This window comes from Bacillus sp. 2B09 (genome assembly GCF_003946835.1).
Classification (GTDB): domain Bacteria; phylum Bacillota; class Bacilli; order Bacillales; family Bacillaceae; genus Bacillus; species Bacillus altitudinis.
In genome coordinates, this window is record NZ_RPSG01000007.1 from 154,140 (window position 1) to 171,657 (window position 17,518).

Below are 17,518 nucleotides of genomic sequence, written 5' to 3' on the forward strand. Positions count from 1 at the left end.
AAGAAAAGAAGAAAGAGCGCCCCTTTATGAAAGGACGCTCTGTTTCTTTAATAAACCCAAGCCGCGCCAACGATGATCAGCAAGATGAACAGCACAACAATAAGCGCAAATCCTCCGCCGAAGTAATAACCATCTCCCATAATGTTACGGCCTCCTTTTTCATCAGTTCTGATTACAATGGTATTCTATGTATAAATGCCCTCATTGGTATGGGCGAATCCACTGTTTTTCTTTTTTTGCCTGCTGCCTCATGGTCGAAATTATATTGGACGAGAGCTTTATCGTGTCTTATACTAAAGGTTAGCCGATGAAAACGGTACTTAGAAGACAGTAGAAATGGTGAGAAAAGAATGCTGGAATATCAGGTGAAAATAGATTCGTTTGAGGGTCCTTTGGACTTGCTTTTACATTTAATTAACCGTTTGGAAATTGATATTTATGATATTCCCGTCGCTAAAATTACGGAGCAGTATTTATTATATGTCCACACGATGAGGGAGCTTGAACTGGATGTTGCAAGTGAGTATTTGGTGATGGCTGCAACTCTCCTCAGCATTAAAAGCAGAATGCTTCTCCCAAAACAAGAGGAAGAGCTGTTTGATGAAGACCTGATGGAAGAAGAAGAGGACCCTCGTGATGAGCTGATTGGCAAATTAATTGAATACCGCAAGTATAAAAATGCAGCGCAAGAACTGAAGGAACGTGAAGAAGAGCGGCAAAACGCCTTCACAAAACCACCAAGTGATTTAAGTGAATTTGCAAAAGAAGCAGAAGCGAAGGACACAAACTTACACGTCACGGTGTATGATATGTTAGGTGCGTTCCAAAAGGTATTGAACCGCAAAAAAATAACAAAACCAGCACCATCAAAGATTACAAGACAAGAAATCCCGATTGAAGACAAAATGAATGAGATTATGAACCATTTAAGAAAAACAAAAAAGCGGACCAATTTCATGACTTTGTTTCAACATGATCAAAAGGAACACCTTGTCGTGACGTTTCTTGCTGTTCTCGAATTGATGAAGAGCCATCAAATCATGCTGGAGCAGGAAGGAAACTTTGAAGATATTTATATCATAGGGAGTGAAACGATTCATGACGCTTGATATCGTGAATTGGAAAGCCATCTTAGAAGCGCTGCTATATGCAGCAGGAGACGAAGGCTTAACAAGAAAACAGCTCATGTCTGTTCTTGAAGTTGATGAGGCAGCGTTGCTTGATATTATGTCTGCCGTAAAGGAAGAATATCAAAAACAAGAACGAGGGATTGAGCTTATTGAATATGCAGATTCATATATGCTGCTGACGAAAAAAGAATACAGCGTATATTTAAAAAAATTAGTAGAGACACCATCGAAAGGTTTGTCACAGGCAGCGCTAGAAGTGCTCGCCATTGTCTCGTATAAACAACCGATTACACGCAGCGAAGTCGAGGAGATCAGAGGCGTTAAATCAGAACGAGTGCTGCATAGTTTAGTTGCCAAAGCACTGCTCTGTGAAGTAGGACGTGCCGATGGACCGGGACGAGCGATCCTTTATGGGACAACACCTACCTTTTTAGAGCAATTTGGTTTAAAAGCCTTAGATGAATTGCCGCCACTTCCAGAGAATGTGGAATCAGATGGGGTGCAAGAAGAGGCTGATCTCTTTTTTGAAAACTTCAATCAAACATTTGAAGAGATAAAATAGTTCAAAATAAGGAAAAATGTATGATAAAATATAAAAAAGATTTTAGGTCTAAAATCTTCGTTTGAAAGATAAAATGGTGACAAAGCCATGAGGGGAAGGTAAACACGAAACAAATGGCACATATGAATGTAAAGGCTCAAGTTGATCAAGCAGGCGTTTTCTTATCAAAGGTTGCAGTTGAAGTGAATGATTTTCTGAACGAAGCTACCTTATCAAGCTTGAAACGATTAAACCCGGAAGCGGAAGCCTATTATTGTGACATATTAAGTACATTGCGGAAGCTTGCAGTTTATAGCGAGGATGCCGCGGCGGTTTGTAGGAAAATCAGGCAGCAGCAGACATTCCCGCAGCAAGCCGCACAGCAGACGCTTCATCGTATTTATCATCAATGTATTGAAGAATTTTTTACACCAAAAAAGGATACATGGTATGAAAATAGCCGTTCAGCCTACACAGGAAAAAGCTGCATTGTTTTCCATCATGAAGTATCGGCTGAAGTCAAACGTTTGTTTTCTTCATTAGAAAAAGAGTTTTTAACGATGAGAGAAGAGCTGGAATATACAACATCTCATCAGCAAATGAAAATGGTATAAAGAAGACAAGGCAACTCTCACATGAGAGTTGCTTTTTTTTATGGACGAGGCATCATAACTTTTTCAGCCGCGCATACACTTGTACAAAACGGACAAGGACGTGAATGAACATGCCCTATTTAAAAATTGGAACAGCAGTCCTTCTTCTATTGACACTCTTACTGCCTTTTTCCTCACACGCTCAAGCAGACATTTCATTATCGGTGAGTGCGAGAAGCGCCATTTTAATAGATGGACAGTCAGGCAGAGTCCTATTTGGAAAGGACGAGCACGAAAAAAGAAGAATCGCCAGTATCACAAAAATTATGACGGCTGTATTAGCCATTGAATCAGGAAAAATGAACGACATGGTCAAAGTGTCAAAACGTGCGATTCAAGCGGAAGGTTCTTCGATTTATTTAAAGGAAGGACAGAAGGTGAGCTTAGAAGACTTGACATACGGGCTCATGCTGCGCTCTGGAAATGATGCAGCTGTTGCCATTGCAGAACATGTTGGTGGCAGCTTAGAAAGCTTTATTTTTATGATGAACCAAAAGGCCTCTGAACTAGGCATGGAGAATACAAATTTTCAAAATCCGCATGGACTCGATGATCATAAAAACCATTATTCATCAGCTTATGATATGGCGATCTTAACGAAGTACGCCATGAAGCATCAGCAATATCAAAAAATTGCCGGTACCACCTTTTATAAAGCAAAAACAATCGAAGGTTATTGGAAAAACAAAAACAAGCTGCTCACTGGTTTGTATCAATATTCGACTGGAGGGAAGACAGGATATACAAAGCTTGCAAAACGCACGCTTGTCTCCACAGCTGCAAAAGGAGATGCTGCGCTCATTGCTGTGACGATTAATGCACCGGATGATTGGAAGGATCATATCTCAATGTTTGAGTATGCATTTGATCACTATAAAACGTATGTGCTTGCTGAAAAAGGCAGGCTCGCTTCGTTAAAAGGGACTTTTTACGAAAAAAAAGCGTTTATTAAGCGGGATGTGGACTATTTACTAAATGAGGATGAGAAAAAACTAGTGGAAATCGAAACGGAAATGCTGACGCCTGAAAAGAAATGGGAAAAAAACAAAGAAGCGATCCCAGATGTAGTAGGGAAAATGACGTTCTTACTGGATGGTCAGGTGATTGAGCAAGTCCCCATTTTTTATGAAAACAAACGCAACCGAATGCCTCAAAAAAGCTTTCAAGAAATGTTTAAGTCTGTCTTTCAGACATCGATAGGCGGATCTTCATGGTCAATCTGATCTGGGTATTCCTTACGGTCATCGGTCTTGTCTATGCAATGTTTAACGGAACGATGCATGAAGTGAATGAAGCGGTCTTTAAAGGATCAAAAGAAGCGGTCACCATTTCAATAGGGCTGATTAGTGTTCTTGTATTCTGGCTAGGATTGATGAAGATCGCAGAAGAAGCGGGGTTGTTACATTTCTTTAGTAAATTATGCCGGCCCTTTATCTCAAAACTATTTCCTGAGATTCCTGCGAATCATCCAGCGATGGGGTATATTCTGTCCAATCTCATGGCAAATTTCTTTGGCCTTGGCAATGCTGCCACTCCACTTGGGATTAAGGCGATGGAGCAGATGAAAGCATTAAATGGCGGAAAAAATGAGGCGAGCCGGTCTATGATCACTTTTTTAGCAGTCAATACATCTTCTATCACACTTGTGCCAACGACTGTCATTGCCATTCGTATGACCTATGGCGCAGATCAGCCAACAGATATTGTAGGCCCAACCATTTTGGCGACACTTATTTCAGGTATCGGTGCGATTATGATTGATCGCTATTTCCACTATCGCAGAAGCAGGCGGGGGTGATCTTGTGGCATTTATTAACTGGCTGTCACTTGCTTTGATTCCACTGATCATCGCAGGAATATTGATTGCAGGGACGATTAAAAAAGTACCGACGTATGAAACATTTGTAGAAGGCGGGAAAGAAGGCATCCAAATTGCCTTTTCAATTATTCCGTATTTAGTCGGTATGCTCGTCGCCATTACGATTTTCCGAGCATCAGGTGCCCTTGATTTTGTCATGGAATTATTGAAACCTGTGTTTACAGCGATTGGTGTTCCTACAGAAGTGGTGCCGCTTGCGTTTATTCGTCCTATATCAGGAACAGCGGCGCTTGGTATGACATCAGACTTAATTGCGACTTATGGTCCAGACTCTTTTATCGGCAAGCTTGCCGCCGTTATGCAAGGGTCAACGGATACGACCCTTTATATTTTAACCGTCTATTTTGGAGCAGTTGGTATTAAAAAAATGGGAGATGCATTGAAAGTGGGGCTGCTTGCAGACCTGATTGGGATCATTGCATCAATTATTATCGTCAGTTTGTTATTTAGCGGCGCCTAATCAGGCGCTTTTTTTATTTCGTGGATGGAAAACAGCTTTTTTGTTGAAATTAGACAGATGAAACGCTTATTTTTCCACGAATGCTTGTTTGTTTCAAGCCAAGCAAGTAAGATAGTACATGAGGTGAAAGACAAATGGAACGTTTACAGAAAGTAATTGCCCATGCCGGCGTCGCTTCTAGACGAAAGGCTGAAGAATTAATTAAAGAAGGACGAGTTACCGTTAATGGTGAAACAGTGACAGAGCTCGGAGTAAAGGTGGGCTCTTCAGATAAAATTGAAGTCAATGGCTTAAAGCTTGAAAGAGAAGAACCGGTTTACTTTATGCTTTATAAACCGCGCGGCGTCATTTCAGCTGCCGAGGATGATAAAGGACGCAAAGTCGTGACAGACTTCTTTGATGATGTTCCGCAGCGTCTGTATCCAATCGGCCGGTTGGATTATGATACGAGCGGTTTAATTTTGATTACAAATGATGGCGAATTTGCCCATAAGCTCATGCATCCGAAATATGAAATTGATAAAACGTATGCAGCGAAACTAAAAGGCATCCCTTCAAAAGAATTGCTTAGAAAGCTAGAAAAAGGAATCATGTTAGACCATAAAAAAACAGCACCTGCCCGTGCCAAGATGCTCTCGATTGATAAACGAAAGCAAACATGTATTGTGCAATTAACCATTCATGAAGGCAGAAATAGACAGGTTCGCCGCATGTTTGAAGCAATCGGCCACGACGTTTTAAAACTCAAAAGAGAGCAATATGCTTTCCTTCATATTGAAGGCATGAGACCAGGAGATCGCAGAGAATTGACGCCGCATGAAGTAAAACGCCTAAGAGCGATTGCGGATCATGGGAAAAGCGCTTTTTAATTTTCACATAAACTTCAAAAAATGAAGAAGCATCAAAAGAAGGAGAATGCTATAATTTACCTGAATGTCTATGGGGAAGGGGTACTTCAGATGAAGAAAAGACGATTTTTCATACGGACGGGCATTCTCCTCGTGATGCTTGCTGCACTATGTTATACGATGTATAACTCAGTATTTGCCAAACAGGATCAAGTCAAAGAAGGATCTATTGCGCCTAACTTTGTCCTTCAATCGGTAGATGGGGAACGGATTGAATTAAAGGACTTAAAAGGCAAAGGCGTCTTTCTCAATTTTTGGGGTACATGGTGCGGTCCATGTAAGCAGGAATTCCCTTATATGGCAAATCAGTATGAAGTGTTCAAGGATCGCGGTGTCGAAATTGTTGCCGTAAATGTGGGAGAATCCAATATTGCTGTGAAGAATTTTATGGATGCTTATGGCGTGAATTTTCCTGTTGCCATGGACAAAGATCGTCAAGTGACAGAGGCATATGATATTACGCCGCTGCCAACCACATTTTTAATTAATCCTGAAGGCAAAGTAATCAAAGTCATAAAGGGGACGATGACAGAACGTAATGTCTATGAATATATGAATTTGATTAAACCAAAGGGGTCATAGAATGAAAGAGGTAAAGTGCGAGTGTGGACATATTAATCCAATCGGTACTGTTCTATGTGAATCATGCGGGAATCCCATTTCAGTAAAAGAGAAAAATTCATCAAAGCTGCTTGATATGAGATATGACGGCAGTGCAAGACGCTCGCAAACATACAACAAAACGATTGTTGATAAAGTATGGAACTTTTTTTCTTCCGTAAAAGTGGGTGTGTGGCTCATTGTCATCACACTGTTAGCTTCTTCGCTAGGAACTATTTTTCCGCAGGAGCGGTTTATTCCGCCAGGTGCATCAGCTTCCACTTATTATGAGGAGCAATATGGGTCGTTTGGCAAGTTATATTACATCCTTGGATTCCATGACCTTTATAATTCTTGGTGGTTTTTAGCCCTTGTCGCATCTATCGGAATTTCCCTTGTGATTTGCAGCCTTGATCGAGTGATTCCACTTTATCGTGCACTCAAAAATCAAGGGGTTGTCAAAAAAGAAGGTTTTATGAGAAGGCAGCGTCTTTTCAGCGAAACAAACCAAACATTAGATCAACATACATATGAAGGCATCCTTAGTAAGATGAAACAAAAGCGTTACCGCGTAAGAGAAGAAGATGGACATATTTTAGCTGAAAAAGGCCGCTTTTCCCGCTGGGGACCTTACGTCAATCATATTGGATTAATTATATTTCTCATTGGCTCCATGCTTCGGTTTGTCCCGGGAATGTACGTGGATGAAACATTATGGGTAAGAGAAGGCGAAACGGCACCAATCCCAGGGACGGGAGGCCAATACTTCTTAAAGAATAATGCGTTTTCAATTGACCGCTATGAATCTGAAAAAGAAAAAGAAGTCTTTGAAAATGCGATTGAAAAGGCTGGCGATGGTCAAGTCGTCAAAAGTTATAAAACCGATGCCGTTTTATACAAACGTGAAGGGGAAGTTGTTTTTGGTGAAAAGCCCAAGCTGAAGCAGGTAACAGAACACGATATTAAAGTGAATGAACCGCTTAAGTTTGACAATTTCTCATTATATCAAGTGGATTTTAAACAAAATGAACTCGATCAAATGGTCTTTCAGCTGATTCGAAAAGATACTGAGAAATCTTTCGGAACAGTGAAGATTAATCTGCTGGAGCCTAAGTCAGAATATGATCTTGGTAGCGGTTACAAAGTCAAGGTGATGAGTTATTTGCCTGATTTTTATTTTGACGAAGATGGCACACCTAGTACGAAAACGAGGAATCCAAATAATCCTGCGTTCGTATTTGAAATGATCTCTCCTGAAAAACCAAAAGGTGAAAAAAGCTTTGTCGCAATTCAAGAGACAGTAGAGGGTTCTGATAACAATCTTTATAAAATGAAATTTGACCGGGTTGAAACAAAAAACGTGACAGGTTTAACGGTTCGAAAAGACTTAACACTCGGGGTACTTATTGTTGGCGGAATCATCTTTATGATTGGTGTCGTACAAGGGATGTACTGGCAGCATAGAAGAATCTGGCTGTCGGTAAAGGATGGAAAAGTGTTTGTGGCAGGACATACAAACAAAAACTGGTTCGGCTTAAAGTCTGATCTCAAGGTGTTACTGCACGGCAGTGGCATCAAACAGCCAGTGGATCAAAAAGAACTGCCTGATACAACAAGTATCAGCAAAAGCAAGGGGGAAGGATTAGATGGCGGCAGTCAGTGAAAACCTGTTATTTGCAGCTTTTCTATTGTATTTAGCGGCAGTTCCTTTTTTTGGAGGGGCCATTAAAGGAAAAAAGAAAGAAGAGGGTCCGCGCAAAAATAAGGCGGCACTTATCGGCATAACGCTCACCATCATTGGTTTTTTGAGTCAATTTGGCTATTTTATTTCAAGGTGGATCGCGTCTGGTCACGCACCAGTCAGTAATCTGTTTGAATTCACCACAGCCTTTGGCATGATGCTGGTGCTCGCATTTATTATTTTATATTTTGTCTATCAAGTGTCTGTGCTAGGTTTATTCACACTTCCAATCGCTTTATTAATCATTGCTTATGCAAGCATGTTTCCATCGGATATTTCACCGCTGATTCCTTCGCTTCAAAGTAATTGGCTATATATTCACGTCACGACAGCAGCGCTTGGTCAAGCCATTTTGGCGATCAGTTTTGTGGCAGGTGTGATTTTTCTTTTGAAGCATGTCGATCAAACAAAACCGGGGAAGAAAACCTTTGGCTTAGAGCTGGTCATGTTTATGATTGTGGTCACCCTTGCATTTATCGCTGTCACGTCCATTTTTAGAATGACAGGGTATGAAGCGAAATTTAATTGGGTAGATAAAAATAAAGAAGAGAGCGTCATGGTCTATGAGCTGCCTGCCTTAGTAGGACCTCATAAAGGAGAGCTTATCACAAAAGATCGTTTAGAGCCTGTGGTTGATCTGCCGCCTGTTTTTTCAGGTAGAAAGGTGAATACAGTGCTGTGGTCATTTGGCGTTGGGCTGATCATTTATGGACTGCTAAGATTGATCATTCGCAAACGACTAAGTGCGCTGCTTCAGCCGCTCGTAAGACAGGTGAATCTTGATTTAGTCGATGAAATTGGATACAGGGCTGTTTCCATAGGATTCCCTGTATTTGCGTTAGGCGGTCTTATTTTTGCGATGATCTGGGCACAAATTGCATGGACGAGATTCTGGGGATGGGACCCGAAGGAAGTATGGGCTTTAATTACATTTTTATTTTACGCCGCCTATCTCCACCTTCGGTTATCACGAGGCTGGCATGGTGAAAAGTCCGCTTGGCTTGCTGTGATCGGATTTGCGATCATTATGTTTAACCTCATCTTTGTCAACCTAGTGATTGCGGGGCTTCATTCTTACGCGTAATCGCATGAAAAAGGCCAACTTTTATGATTCGATTCGGCTTTTTGTTAAAATGTATGTAACAACGGAGAAAGCAGGAGGATTGTCTAATGGAACACACAACTCAAACGAAAATATTAGTCGTCGATGACGAGGCAAGAATTCGCCGCCTTTTAAAAATGTATTTAGAACGGGAAAATTATGAAATTGATGAAGCGGAAAATGGGGATGAAGCCATTCAAAAAGGACTTCAAACCGATTATGACCTCATTTTGCTTGATTTAATGATGCCTGGGACAGATGGGATTGAAGTGTGTAATCAAATCCGAGATAAAAAAGCCACACCAATTATTATGCTGACAGCAAAAGGTGAGGAAGCTAACCGTGTGCAAGGTTTTGAGGCAGGAACGGATGATTATATCGTTAAACCTTTCAGCCCGCGTGAAGTGGTTCTTCGTGTGAAAGCACTGCTAAGAAGATCGTCGCAAACGTCATACCTTAATACTGGAACAACCACAAAAGATGTTCTCGTGTTTTCTCATCTATCCATTGATCATGATGCACACCGGGTCACAGCAGATGGAAAAGAAGTCAGCCTCACGCCGAAGGAATACGAACTTTTGTACTTCTTGGCAAAAACGCCGGATAAGGTCTATGACAGGGAAAAGCTTCTCAAAGAAGTGTGGCAGTATGAATTCTTTGGGGATCTGAGAACAGTGGATACCCACGTCAAAAGGCTTCGCGAAAAACTAAATAAAGTGTCACCAGAAGCAGCGAAAAAAATCGTGACAGTATGGGGTGTCGGGTACAAATTTGAGGTCGGCGCTGAATGAAGCTGTGGAAAAGTGTCGTAGGAAAGCTATGGTTAACCATTCTTTTCCTCGTGCTCATTGTTTTATCGATTTTAACTGTGCTTCTTTTAGAGTTCATTGAGAATTACCATGTGGAAGAAGCAAAGTCTGATTTAACACAAATGGCCAACAAAGTAGCAGTCATTTTAGAAAGCCATGAGGATCAATCACTTGCAAGATCGATTACATCAGAACTAGCTGATAAATTGACAAGTATTGCGATTGTTCAAGAGGATGGACTAGAATGGTATTCGTCTGAAAAAGGCGGGAAGCTTCCTGCGATCACAAAAGAACAAATTGAAGCAGACAAAGATTTAAACAAAGCACTGACACAACGAAAAAAAATCAGTAAACGAGCTGAATCTGATACAGGCAATCAGAAGGATGAGCGCATTGTAGTAGGTGTTCCTTACGAGGCGAACGGAAAGAAAGGGATGGTCTTTCTTTCTCAATCCCTCCTCGCTGTAGAGCAGACAACAAAACATACGACGCGTTATATCTTCCTCGCAGCCGGAATTGCGATTGTGCTGACGACAATTTTCGCTTTCTTCTTATCCACTCGTGTCACCTACCCTCTCAGAAAGATGAGAGAGGGAGCACAAGATTTGGCGAAAGGGAAATTTGATACAAAGATTCCTATTTTAACGCAAGATGAAATTGGGGAACTGGCGATCGCCTTTAATCAAATGGGTAAGCAGCTTAAATTTCATATAACCGCTTTAAATCAAGAAAAAGAACATTTGTCCAACATTCTGAGCAGTATGGCAGACGGTGTCATCACGATCAATATTGATGGAACGATCCTCATGACAAATCCTCCTGCAGAAAGATTCTTGCAGGCTTGGTATTACGAGCAAAATATGAAGATCAAAGATGGGGATGAACTGCCGCCAGAAGCGCGTGAATTGTTTCATACTGCCGTCAGTACGGAAAAAGAGCAAATGATCGAAGTCACGCTGCAAGGGCGTACTTGGGTTCTTCTCATGTCTCCGCTTTATAATCAGCAAGATGTCAGAGGAGCGGTAGCGGTACTTCGCGATATGACAGAAGAGAGAAGACTGGATAAGCTAAGAAAAGACTTCATTGCAAATGTTAGTCATGAACTCCGCACACCTATTGCTATGCTCCAGGGCTATAGTGAAGCGATTGTCGATGACATTGCCGGATCAGAAGAGGAAAAGAAAGAGATTGCCCAAATTATCTATGATGAATCACTTCGAATGGGGCGTCTTGTGAATGATCTTCTCGATCTCGCACGTATGGAAGCTGGTCATATTACACTGAATCTTGAATCAACTGATACAGAAGAGCTGACTGAAAAAATTTACCGTAAATTCCTTGGAATTGCGAAAGAAAAACAAATCAACCTGACGTATGAAATTCAAGTAGAAGAACCGTATTTTGTATTTGATCCAGATAAAATAGAACAAGTTTTTACAAATCTCATCGATAATGCCATTCGTCATACACCAGAAGGCGGAGAAGTTCACTTCTCAGTTCAATCGGTGGAAAATGGGCTCAAGATGGATGTGAAAGATTCGGGAAGCGGCATTCCTGAAGAGGATCTCCCGTTTATTTTTGAACGGTTCTATAAAGCAGATAAAGCAAGAACAAGAGGACGTTCCGGTACGGGGCTGGGCCTTGCGATTGTGAAAAACATCGTAGAAGCGCATCAAGGCTCCATTCATGCACATAGTAAAGCTGGAACAGGTACTCACTTCACTTTCTATATTCCGAAAAAAAAGCAGGAACTCGTCTAATCTTGACGAAGAATCTTGTTACATGAGAAACACTTCTTTTCGAAAGAAAATGAAGTGTTTTTCTATTTTCATATTTTTAAGGAGAAGTTAAACAAAAAGCCCTTTCCAAATTGTCGATCTTGTAATATATTTGTCATAAAGTTGTAATGTAACGTTTTGTGAGAGTCACTCGACAAAAATAAGTGAACGGAGGGGTTTCCTATGCATGAAACCTTTCAAAAAATATATGATTCGTACCATCAAGATTTGTACCAATTTTTATTTTATATGGTAAAAGATAAAAATCAGGCAGAGGATCTCGTGCAGGAGGTTTACATTCGGGTACTTCACTCATATAAAACTTTTGAAGGAAGAAGCAGCGAGAAAACATGGCTGTTTTCAATTGCAAGGCATGTGGCAATTGACTGGTTTCGCAAACAGCAAACCATCAGACAACGGGTGCTCGGCACGTTTGATTGGGATAAACAGGATGTAAAAGATCCAGACCTGCTCCCAGATGAATTGGCTGTACAGGATGAAAATATCAAAGAAATTTATGCCGCACTTGATCATTGCACCATTGATCAACGAGCCGTCATCATTTTAAGGTTTATCCAAGGCTACTCAATCATGGAGACGGCCAAGGCGCTAAAGTTCTCGGAAAGCAAAGTCAAAACAACGCAGCACCGAGGCCTGAAAGTGCTCCGAAAACATATGGAGCTTTTGAAGGAGGAGCTAGTGAATGAAAACGAACAGGTCCAATTGGAGCGAAGAACGAATTAAAGTATTACTCAGTCAGCTTCCAAAGGTGGAGGACAACCGTTCATCTAAGCAGATTTACCAGCAAATGCTGATGGCAAGCGGGAAGAAAAAGAAAAGTGCCAGATGGATCGGTCCAGCGGTCGCAACCGTTGTGGTCTTATTTATGGCGTTTTTGATTTCTCCTCATTTATTTCAGCCGGCTGCTCAAGATATAAAGAAAGTGAAAATGGACTCGAGTGCTGAAAAAGGACAGGTGAATGCTACATTAGAGGCGGTAAAAAACACAAATGATCCTTCACATGTTGCTTATGCATCTGACAAAGAAAAGTATATGACGATTTCATACATAGATGAATCGACTTCTCAAGTTGTCCCAATCAGTATTCAAAAAGAAAATAAGCATGATGATGTGCAGGCGCTTCTTGATACATACGAAAAACTGGAGCTGCCTGAAATGACAAAACCTCTTCAAGCTTATATGGATATGGTGGATGTGAGTGAAAAAGGGGATACACTGATTTTTCAGCTGAAAAATGATTTGTCTCTTGATACATTAAAAGAAGCCAATCGTTTTAAAGACATGGTCAAAGAAACGTTAAAATGGAGCCAATATAAACAAGTACAGGTCAAGTCTGTTAATGGCTCGCACCTTCAATTAGGGACGAATGGCCGTCTTGGTACCATTTCAATTAATAAACAAACAAAGCACGCTTACTACGTTTTAGAAAATAAGAGCGGGACATTTTTGGTGCCGTCAAAAGATGATTATCCTTCGTATAAAGATGCGGTAGAGGCGATGAAGCGGGCGAATGATGCAGGACTCGATCCACTCATTAAAGAAGAGCCTATTCAAAAGGTGACATCAAAAGGAAAACATGCAACCATCACGTTTGGAGCATCAGCACAATTAACGGACTCAATTGATCATATTTTACTTATTGAAGGACTGCTGCTCACAGCGAAAGATTTCGGTTTTACAGATGTCACGATACAAAATGCAGGAACAGATCAAGTAGGCCCATATGAATTAAAAGAACCGCTAGAGGTACCGGCACTGCCAAACCCAGTTGTTATCAAAGAACGCTAAAGGACGCAACTTATTGCGTTCTCAGCGTGTAGACAAACCCTCGCATTCTTTGTCAGTCCTGCGCTCCGGTGCTCGTCCTTCCTAGACTGCAAAGGTTTTCTATCACGCTGAAAAGAAGACAAAGGGCTAAAATCAAGTTCATTTTAGCCCTTTGTCAACAATCTGAGGACGCAACTTATTGCGTTCTTTTTTCATGTATAGAAAAGGGCTTCCTTGAGGTATACTAAGCTGTCATGAAAAGAACTTCAAAGAAGGGAAGTCACTGATGAAAAGGTATTACTACATATGTGCTAGCTGTTTCTTGTTCTTGGCCTTATCACCGTTTGCCCGTGCAGAGAAAACAACCGAGTGGGTGGAACCAATCAAAGGTGAAGTCACTGATTTGTTTGGGACAAGAGGTGGTTCGCATAAGGGGTTAGACATTGCTGCACCGGAAGGAGAATCCATTTTGGCTGCTAGCGAAGGTGTGGTCACTCGTTCCTATGTATCTGCTACATATGGTGAAGTTGTATTTATTCGGCATCCAAATGGATATGAAACCGTCTATGCGCATTTAAATGCGCGTTTTGTGAAGAATGGTGACCATGTACAAACGGGACAGCCGATCGGCATCATAGGCAACACAGGCGCTTCTAGGGGTACTCATTTGCATTTTGAGGTGCACAGGGGTCATTGGTCAGTTAGTAAAGAAGATGCAGTAGATCCGCTCACAATGATTGCAAGAGATCGTTTCCAAGAGCCAGCCCTTCATGTAGATGGATATGAGAAACATACATATGTCATACAACAAGGGGACACGCTCTGGTCCATTGCTAAAGCACATCAAATGACCGTTGATCAATTGAAGAAAATCAATGCACTGACAACGCATCTCATACGTACAGGTGAACGTTTAATCGTTTCAACAAAATAAACCTCATGCTTTTGCATGAGGTTTACCATTTTTTTATAGGTCAATCAGACGTACAGAAAGAATATCGCTCACTTTAGTTAACGTTTGGACAATTTCATCTTCAAGGTGCTTATCAAAAGAAAGCATCATGATGGCTTCGCCGCCTTTTTCTTTACGGCCTACTTGCATTGTCGCAATGTTCACATCGTGGTCGCCTAAAATCTTTCCAACTTGACCGATCACACCAGGTGCGTCAGTATGCTGAATATAGACAAGGTGCCCATCTGGGTAAAAGTCAATATTGAAACCATTAATAGAAACGACACGTTCACCTAGATGCGGGATATACGTTGCTTTTAATGTAAAGGTGGAAAGGTCACCTTTGACTTCAATGGAAATGCTGTTCTCATAGCCAGATTCGCTTGAAGAAATTTTCTCGCTAAAGCTAATGCCGCGTTCTTTTGCCACCATACCTGCATTGACTTCATTTACAGTCGAATCGACGCGCTCTTTCAAAAAGCCAGAAAGCAGACTTTTTGTAATAAATGATGTTTCGAGTTTTGCGATAGATCCTTCATATGAAATGCTGACTTCTTTTACAGGTTCTCTCATCGATTGAGAAACAAGACGTCCAAGTTTTCCTGCAAATTGATGATAAGGCTGGATTTTTTTGAACTCGTCTTTTGTCATCGCTGGTAGATTAATAGATGACATAACCGGGAGTCCTTTTGCAAATTGAAGAACTTCTTCAGAGACTTGTGCCGCCACATTTAATTGTGCTTCTTTTGTAGATGCACCAAGATGCGGAGTGGCAATGACGTTTGGATGATCCACAAGTGGATTCTCAGTAGGTGGTTCTACTTCAAATACATCGAGAGCAGCCCCTGCGACATGACCATTTTCAAGTGCTTCAAGAAGGTCGCGTTCGTCAATGATGCCGCCGCGTGCACAGTTCACTAGACGAACACCTTTTTTCGTTTTTGCGATTGTTTCTTTATTGAGAAGTCCTCTAGTTTCTTTTGTTAAAGGTGTATGTACCGTAATAATATCTGATACTTCAAGCACTTCATCAAGTGATTTTGCATTAACACCAATTTTTTCGGCACGTTCTTTTGTGAGGAAAGGGTCGAATACGTTGACCGTCATGCCAAATGCTCTTGCACGCTGGGCGATTTCACTTCCAATTCTGCCTAAGCCAACAATCCCAAGAGATTTTCCGTAAAGCTCAGCACCAACATATGCGCCTCTGTTCCATTCTTTTGATTTCACAGAAATATTCGCTTGAGGAATATGACGCATGAGAGATGAGATCATCGCAAACGTATGCTCTGCCGTTGAAATCGTATTCCCATTTGGCGCATTGATGACAATCACACCATGTTTTGTCGCTTCATCAATGTCAATGTTGTCGACTCCCACCCCGGCACGGCCAACAATTTTTAATGAAGTCATTTTTTCATAAAGTTCTTTTGTCACTTTTGTGGCACTTCTGACAAGTAAGGCATCAAACGTGTGTAATTCATCTTCTGCTTCTGTTACATTTTTTTGAACAATTTCAACAAAATCTGATTCTAATAGTGGTAAAAGACCATCATTGCTCATCTTATCTGAGACTAATACTCGAAACATCGTAAGATTTCCTCCTAAAATAAACGTCATAAATATCTGATAATTTACCATATTCCTTTTCACTGTGTCAATCAAATTAAAGCAGTAAAGCGAAAAAGAAAACACGAACATTTTTTAGTGTCTTGATCAAGAATGGACACCTTTAAACAAAAGATAACCAATTTTTACGCATTTGTCATTATAAATTTTAGGTTTTTTACGATTTCTTAAAACTGATGAATTTGCTCAGGATTTTTATCTGTACAAATGCTCATATATCATATATAATGATGTCGAATTGAATAATGATCAATCTTCGGGGCAGGGTGTAATTCCCTACCGGCGGTGATGAGGCATAGTCTCTAAGCCCGCGAGCCTTTTTTGGCAGGATTCGGTGTGATTCCGAAGCCGACAGTATAGTCTGGATGGGAGAAGATGGAGGTTCGTAAACGTTGAAAACATGTCTGTTTATACGTTTATTTGTGTAGCCTAAATTTCCCGCTCCTGTGTATGTATTCAGAGCGGTTTTTTTGTGGCTAAAATTGAACAATCCTCTTTTCGAAAGATTTGATCGAAAAGGAGAGAGAATATTGAATCAAAGTAAAGTAAAACGTTTAGTTGTCATCAGCATGCTTAGCAGTATCGCATTTGTATTAATGTTATTGAATTTCCCTTTCCCTGGGCTTCCTGGGTATTTAAAAATTGATTTTAGTGATATTCCTGCGATTATTGCAATTTTAATTTATGGGCCAGGTGCTGGGATTGCTGTTGAAGCTTTAAAGAACCTACTGCACTACCTCATTCATGGTAGCATGTCCGGTGTTCCTGTGGATCAAGTAGCGAATTTTACAGCAGGTGTACTATTCATCTTACCGGTGGCTTTTATTTTTAAAAAGATTAAATCAGCAAGAGGGTTAGCGTGGTCCATGATTCTCGGAACATTACTCATGACAGTCATGATGAGCATCTTAAACTATTTCTTGTTCCTACCTGCTTATACATGGTTTTTGAATGCACCCGTCCTGTCAGATCATGTGCTAAAGGCAACCATTACAGCAGGGATCTTGCCTTTTAACCTGATTAAAGGAATCATCATCACCATCGTCTTTAGTTTCATTTTTGTCAAAATGCGTCCATGGTTTGAAAATAAACGCCGACTTCAAAATAGTTAATATAAAAAAAGCCCCTTTTAAAGGGGCTCAGATTGTAGAGAAACTCATGTTTTTCTACAATCTTTTTTATTTTCATCGTAATGATGATGGATGAGATTGAATGAAAAAGACCTCCCACACACCTAGCCTAGCTTTGCTAGGTGTGTGGCAATCTTCTTCATGTTCTGGCAGGCAGCTGTGAGAAGCACTTGCTCACTCACATTCTGTTTTCCCCTCAACCGGCAGTAGCGAAGCCCATGCAGTTGTTTTGAATCTGCAAAGCTTCGCTCTATTTTTTCTTTTCTTTTTTTATATAGCTCTTTTCCAGCGGCAGACAGACGATTTTGCCTGATCTTTTCTTTATGTTCCTCCCACACATGTCTTGAGATGACCTTTTGATGATTTTTAGATCTTGTGCAGTTTTCAAGGAAAGGACACGATGTGCATTTTTTAGGA

The 17,518-nt window shown here is 40.8% G+C and carries 19 protein-coding genes and 1 riboswitch; of the genes, 16 read left to right on the forward strand and 3 right to left on the reverse strand.

Annotated features, from left to right (window positions below; all coding sequences use genetic code 11):
• Positions 1-47: 47 nt before the first annotated feature.
• The gene (locus EBQ12_RS14910) at positions 48-140 is read right to left on the reverse strand and encodes a YjcZ family sporulation protein (protein WP_008359694.1); all 93 of its coding nucleotides are present in this window, start codon (positions 138-140) and stop codon (positions 48-50) included.
• A 210-nt stretch (positions 141-350) separates the two neighbouring features.
• Between EBQ12_RS14910 and EBQ12_RS14915 the strand changes: the two genes are divergently transcribed.
• From EBQ12_RS14915 to EBQ12_RS14985, 15 genes are all read left to right on the forward strand, one after another.
• Positions 351-1,109: a segregation/condensation protein A gene (locus tag EBQ12_RS14915; RefSeq protein WP_007501021.1), complete on the forward strand. Its 759-nt coding sequence runs from the start codon at positions 351-353 to the stop codon at positions 1,107-1,109.
• Positions 1,099-1,692: an SMC-Scp complex subunit ScpB gene (gene scpB / locus EBQ12_RS14920; RefSeq protein ID WP_061419517.1), complete on the forward strand. Its 594-nt coding sequence runs from the start codon at positions 1,099-1,101 to the stop codon at positions 1,690-1,692. The genes EBQ12_RS14915 and scpB overlap by 11 nt, the downstream gene beginning before the upstream one ends.
• A gap of 113 nt (positions 1,693-1,805) precedes the next feature.
• The gene (locus EBQ12_RS14925) at positions 1,806-2,285 is read left to right on the forward strand and encodes a YpuI family protein (protein WP_125590499.1); all 480 of its coding nucleotides are present in this window, start codon (positions 1,806-1,808) and stop codon (positions 2,283-2,285) included.
• A gap of 110 nt (positions 2,286-2,395) precedes the next feature.
• A complete protein-coding gene (locus tag EBQ12_RS14930; RefSeq protein ID WP_125590501.1) occupies positions 2,396-3,547 on the forward strand; it encodes a D-alanyl-D-alanine carboxypeptidase family protein in 1,152 nt (383 codons plus the stop codon).
• Complete coding sequence (locus EBQ12_RS14935) at positions 3,535-4,122, forward strand: nucleoside recognition domain-containing protein (protein ID WP_007501015.1); 588 nt, start codon at positions 3,535-3,537, stop codon at positions 4,120-4,122. The genes EBQ12_RS14930 and EBQ12_RS14935 overlap by 13 nt, the downstream gene beginning before the upstream one ends.
• 4 nt (positions 4,123-4,126) lie before the next feature.
• Positions 4,127-4,663, forward strand: a complete 537-nt coding sequence (locus EBQ12_RS14940; protein ID WP_035391619.1) for a spore maturation protein — start codon at positions 4,127-4,129, stop codon at positions 4,661-4,663.
• A gap of 134 nt (positions 4,664-4,797) precedes the next feature.
• On the forward strand, positions 4,798-5,532 hold the full coding sequence (rluB, locus tag EBQ12_RS14945; protein ID WP_007501012.1) for a 23S rRNA pseudouridine(2605) synthase RluB: 735 nt from the start codon (positions 4,798-4,800) through the stop codon (positions 5,530-5,532).
• Between the two features lie 90 nt (positions 5,533-5,622).
• Positions 5,623-6,153, forward strand: a complete 531-nt coding sequence (gene resA, locus EBQ12_RS14950; protein WP_008344474.1) for a thiol-disulfide oxidoreductase ResA — start codon at positions 5,623-5,625, stop codon at positions 6,151-6,153.
• A 1-nt stretch (position 6,154) separates the two neighbouring features.
• Positions 6,155-7,834 (forward strand): cytochrome c biogenesis protein ResB, encoded by a 1,680-nt coding sequence (resB, locus tag EBQ12_RS14955; protein ID WP_125590503.1) that lies wholly within the window; start codon positions 6,155-6,157, stop codon positions 7,832-7,834.
• Positions 7,818-8,996, forward strand: a complete 1,179-nt coding sequence (ccsB, locus tag EBQ12_RS14960) for a c-type cytochrome biogenesis protein CcsB (RefSeq protein ID WP_017359778.1) — start codon at positions 7,818-7,820, stop codon at positions 8,994-8,996. The genes resB and ccsB overlap by 17 nt, the downstream gene beginning before the upstream one ends.
• Positions 8,997-9,082: 86 nt before the next feature.
• Positions 9,083-9,805, forward strand: a complete 723-nt coding sequence (locus EBQ12_RS14965; protein WP_003215596.1) for a response regulator transcription factor — start codon at positions 9,083-9,085, stop codon at positions 9,803-9,805.
• Positions 9,802-11,583, forward strand: coding sequence for an ATP-binding protein (locus EBQ12_RS14970; protein ID WP_008344481.1), 1,782 nt, complete (start codon positions 9,802-9,804; stop codon positions 11,581-11,583). The genes EBQ12_RS14965 and EBQ12_RS14970 overlap by 4 nt, the downstream gene beginning before the upstream one ends.
• 201 nt (positions 11,584-11,784) lie before the next feature.
• On the forward strand, positions 11,785-12,345 hold the full coding sequence (sigX, locus tag EBQ12_RS14975) for an RNA polymerase sigma factor SigX (RefSeq protein ID WP_007501006.1): 561 nt from the start codon (positions 11,785-11,787) through the stop codon (positions 12,343-12,345).
• Entirely contained in the window at positions 12,305-13,411 is a 1,107-nt protein-coding gene (locus EBQ12_RS14980; RefSeq protein WP_017367519.1) for a hypothetical protein, read from the forward strand. The genes sigX and EBQ12_RS14980 overlap by 41 nt, the downstream gene beginning before the upstream one ends.
• Positions 13,412-13,676: 265 nt before the next feature.
• Positions 13,677-14,324 carry a M23 family metallopeptidase gene (locus EBQ12_RS14985; protein ID WP_125590505.1) on the forward strand — a complete coding sequence of 216 codons (648 nt, stop codon included), beginning with the start codon at positions 13,677-13,679 and terminating at the stop codon, positions 14,322-14,324.
• 33 nt (positions 14,325-14,357) lie between these two features.
• Here the strand turns inward: EBQ12_RS14985 and serA are convergent, their stop codons facing one another.
• Complete coding sequence (gene serA, locus EBQ12_RS14990; protein WP_008344488.1) at positions 14,358-15,932, reverse strand: phosphoglycerate dehydrogenase; 1,575 nt, start codon at positions 15,930-15,932, stop codon at positions 14,358-14,360.
• Positions 15,933-16,219: 287 nt separating this feature from the next.
• Positions 16,220-16,352: riboswitch (FMN riboswitch) on the forward strand.
• Positions 16,353-16,501: 149 nt separating this feature from the next.
• On the opposite strand from serA, the gene EBQ12_RS14995 reads away from it, so the two are divergent.
• Positions 16,502-17,083: an ECF transporter S component gene (locus tag EBQ12_RS14995; protein WP_008344490.1), complete on the forward strand. Its 582-nt coding sequence runs from the start codon at positions 16,502-16,504 to the stop codon at positions 17,081-17,083.
• A 122-nt stretch (positions 17,084-17,205) separates the two neighbouring features.
• On the opposite strand, the gene EBQ12_RS15000 is transcribed toward EBQ12_RS14995, so the two are convergent.
• A partial coding sequence (locus EBQ12_RS15000) for a transposase (protein WP_164511658.1) occupies positions 17,206-17,518 on the reverse strand: 313 nt, incomplete at its 5' end.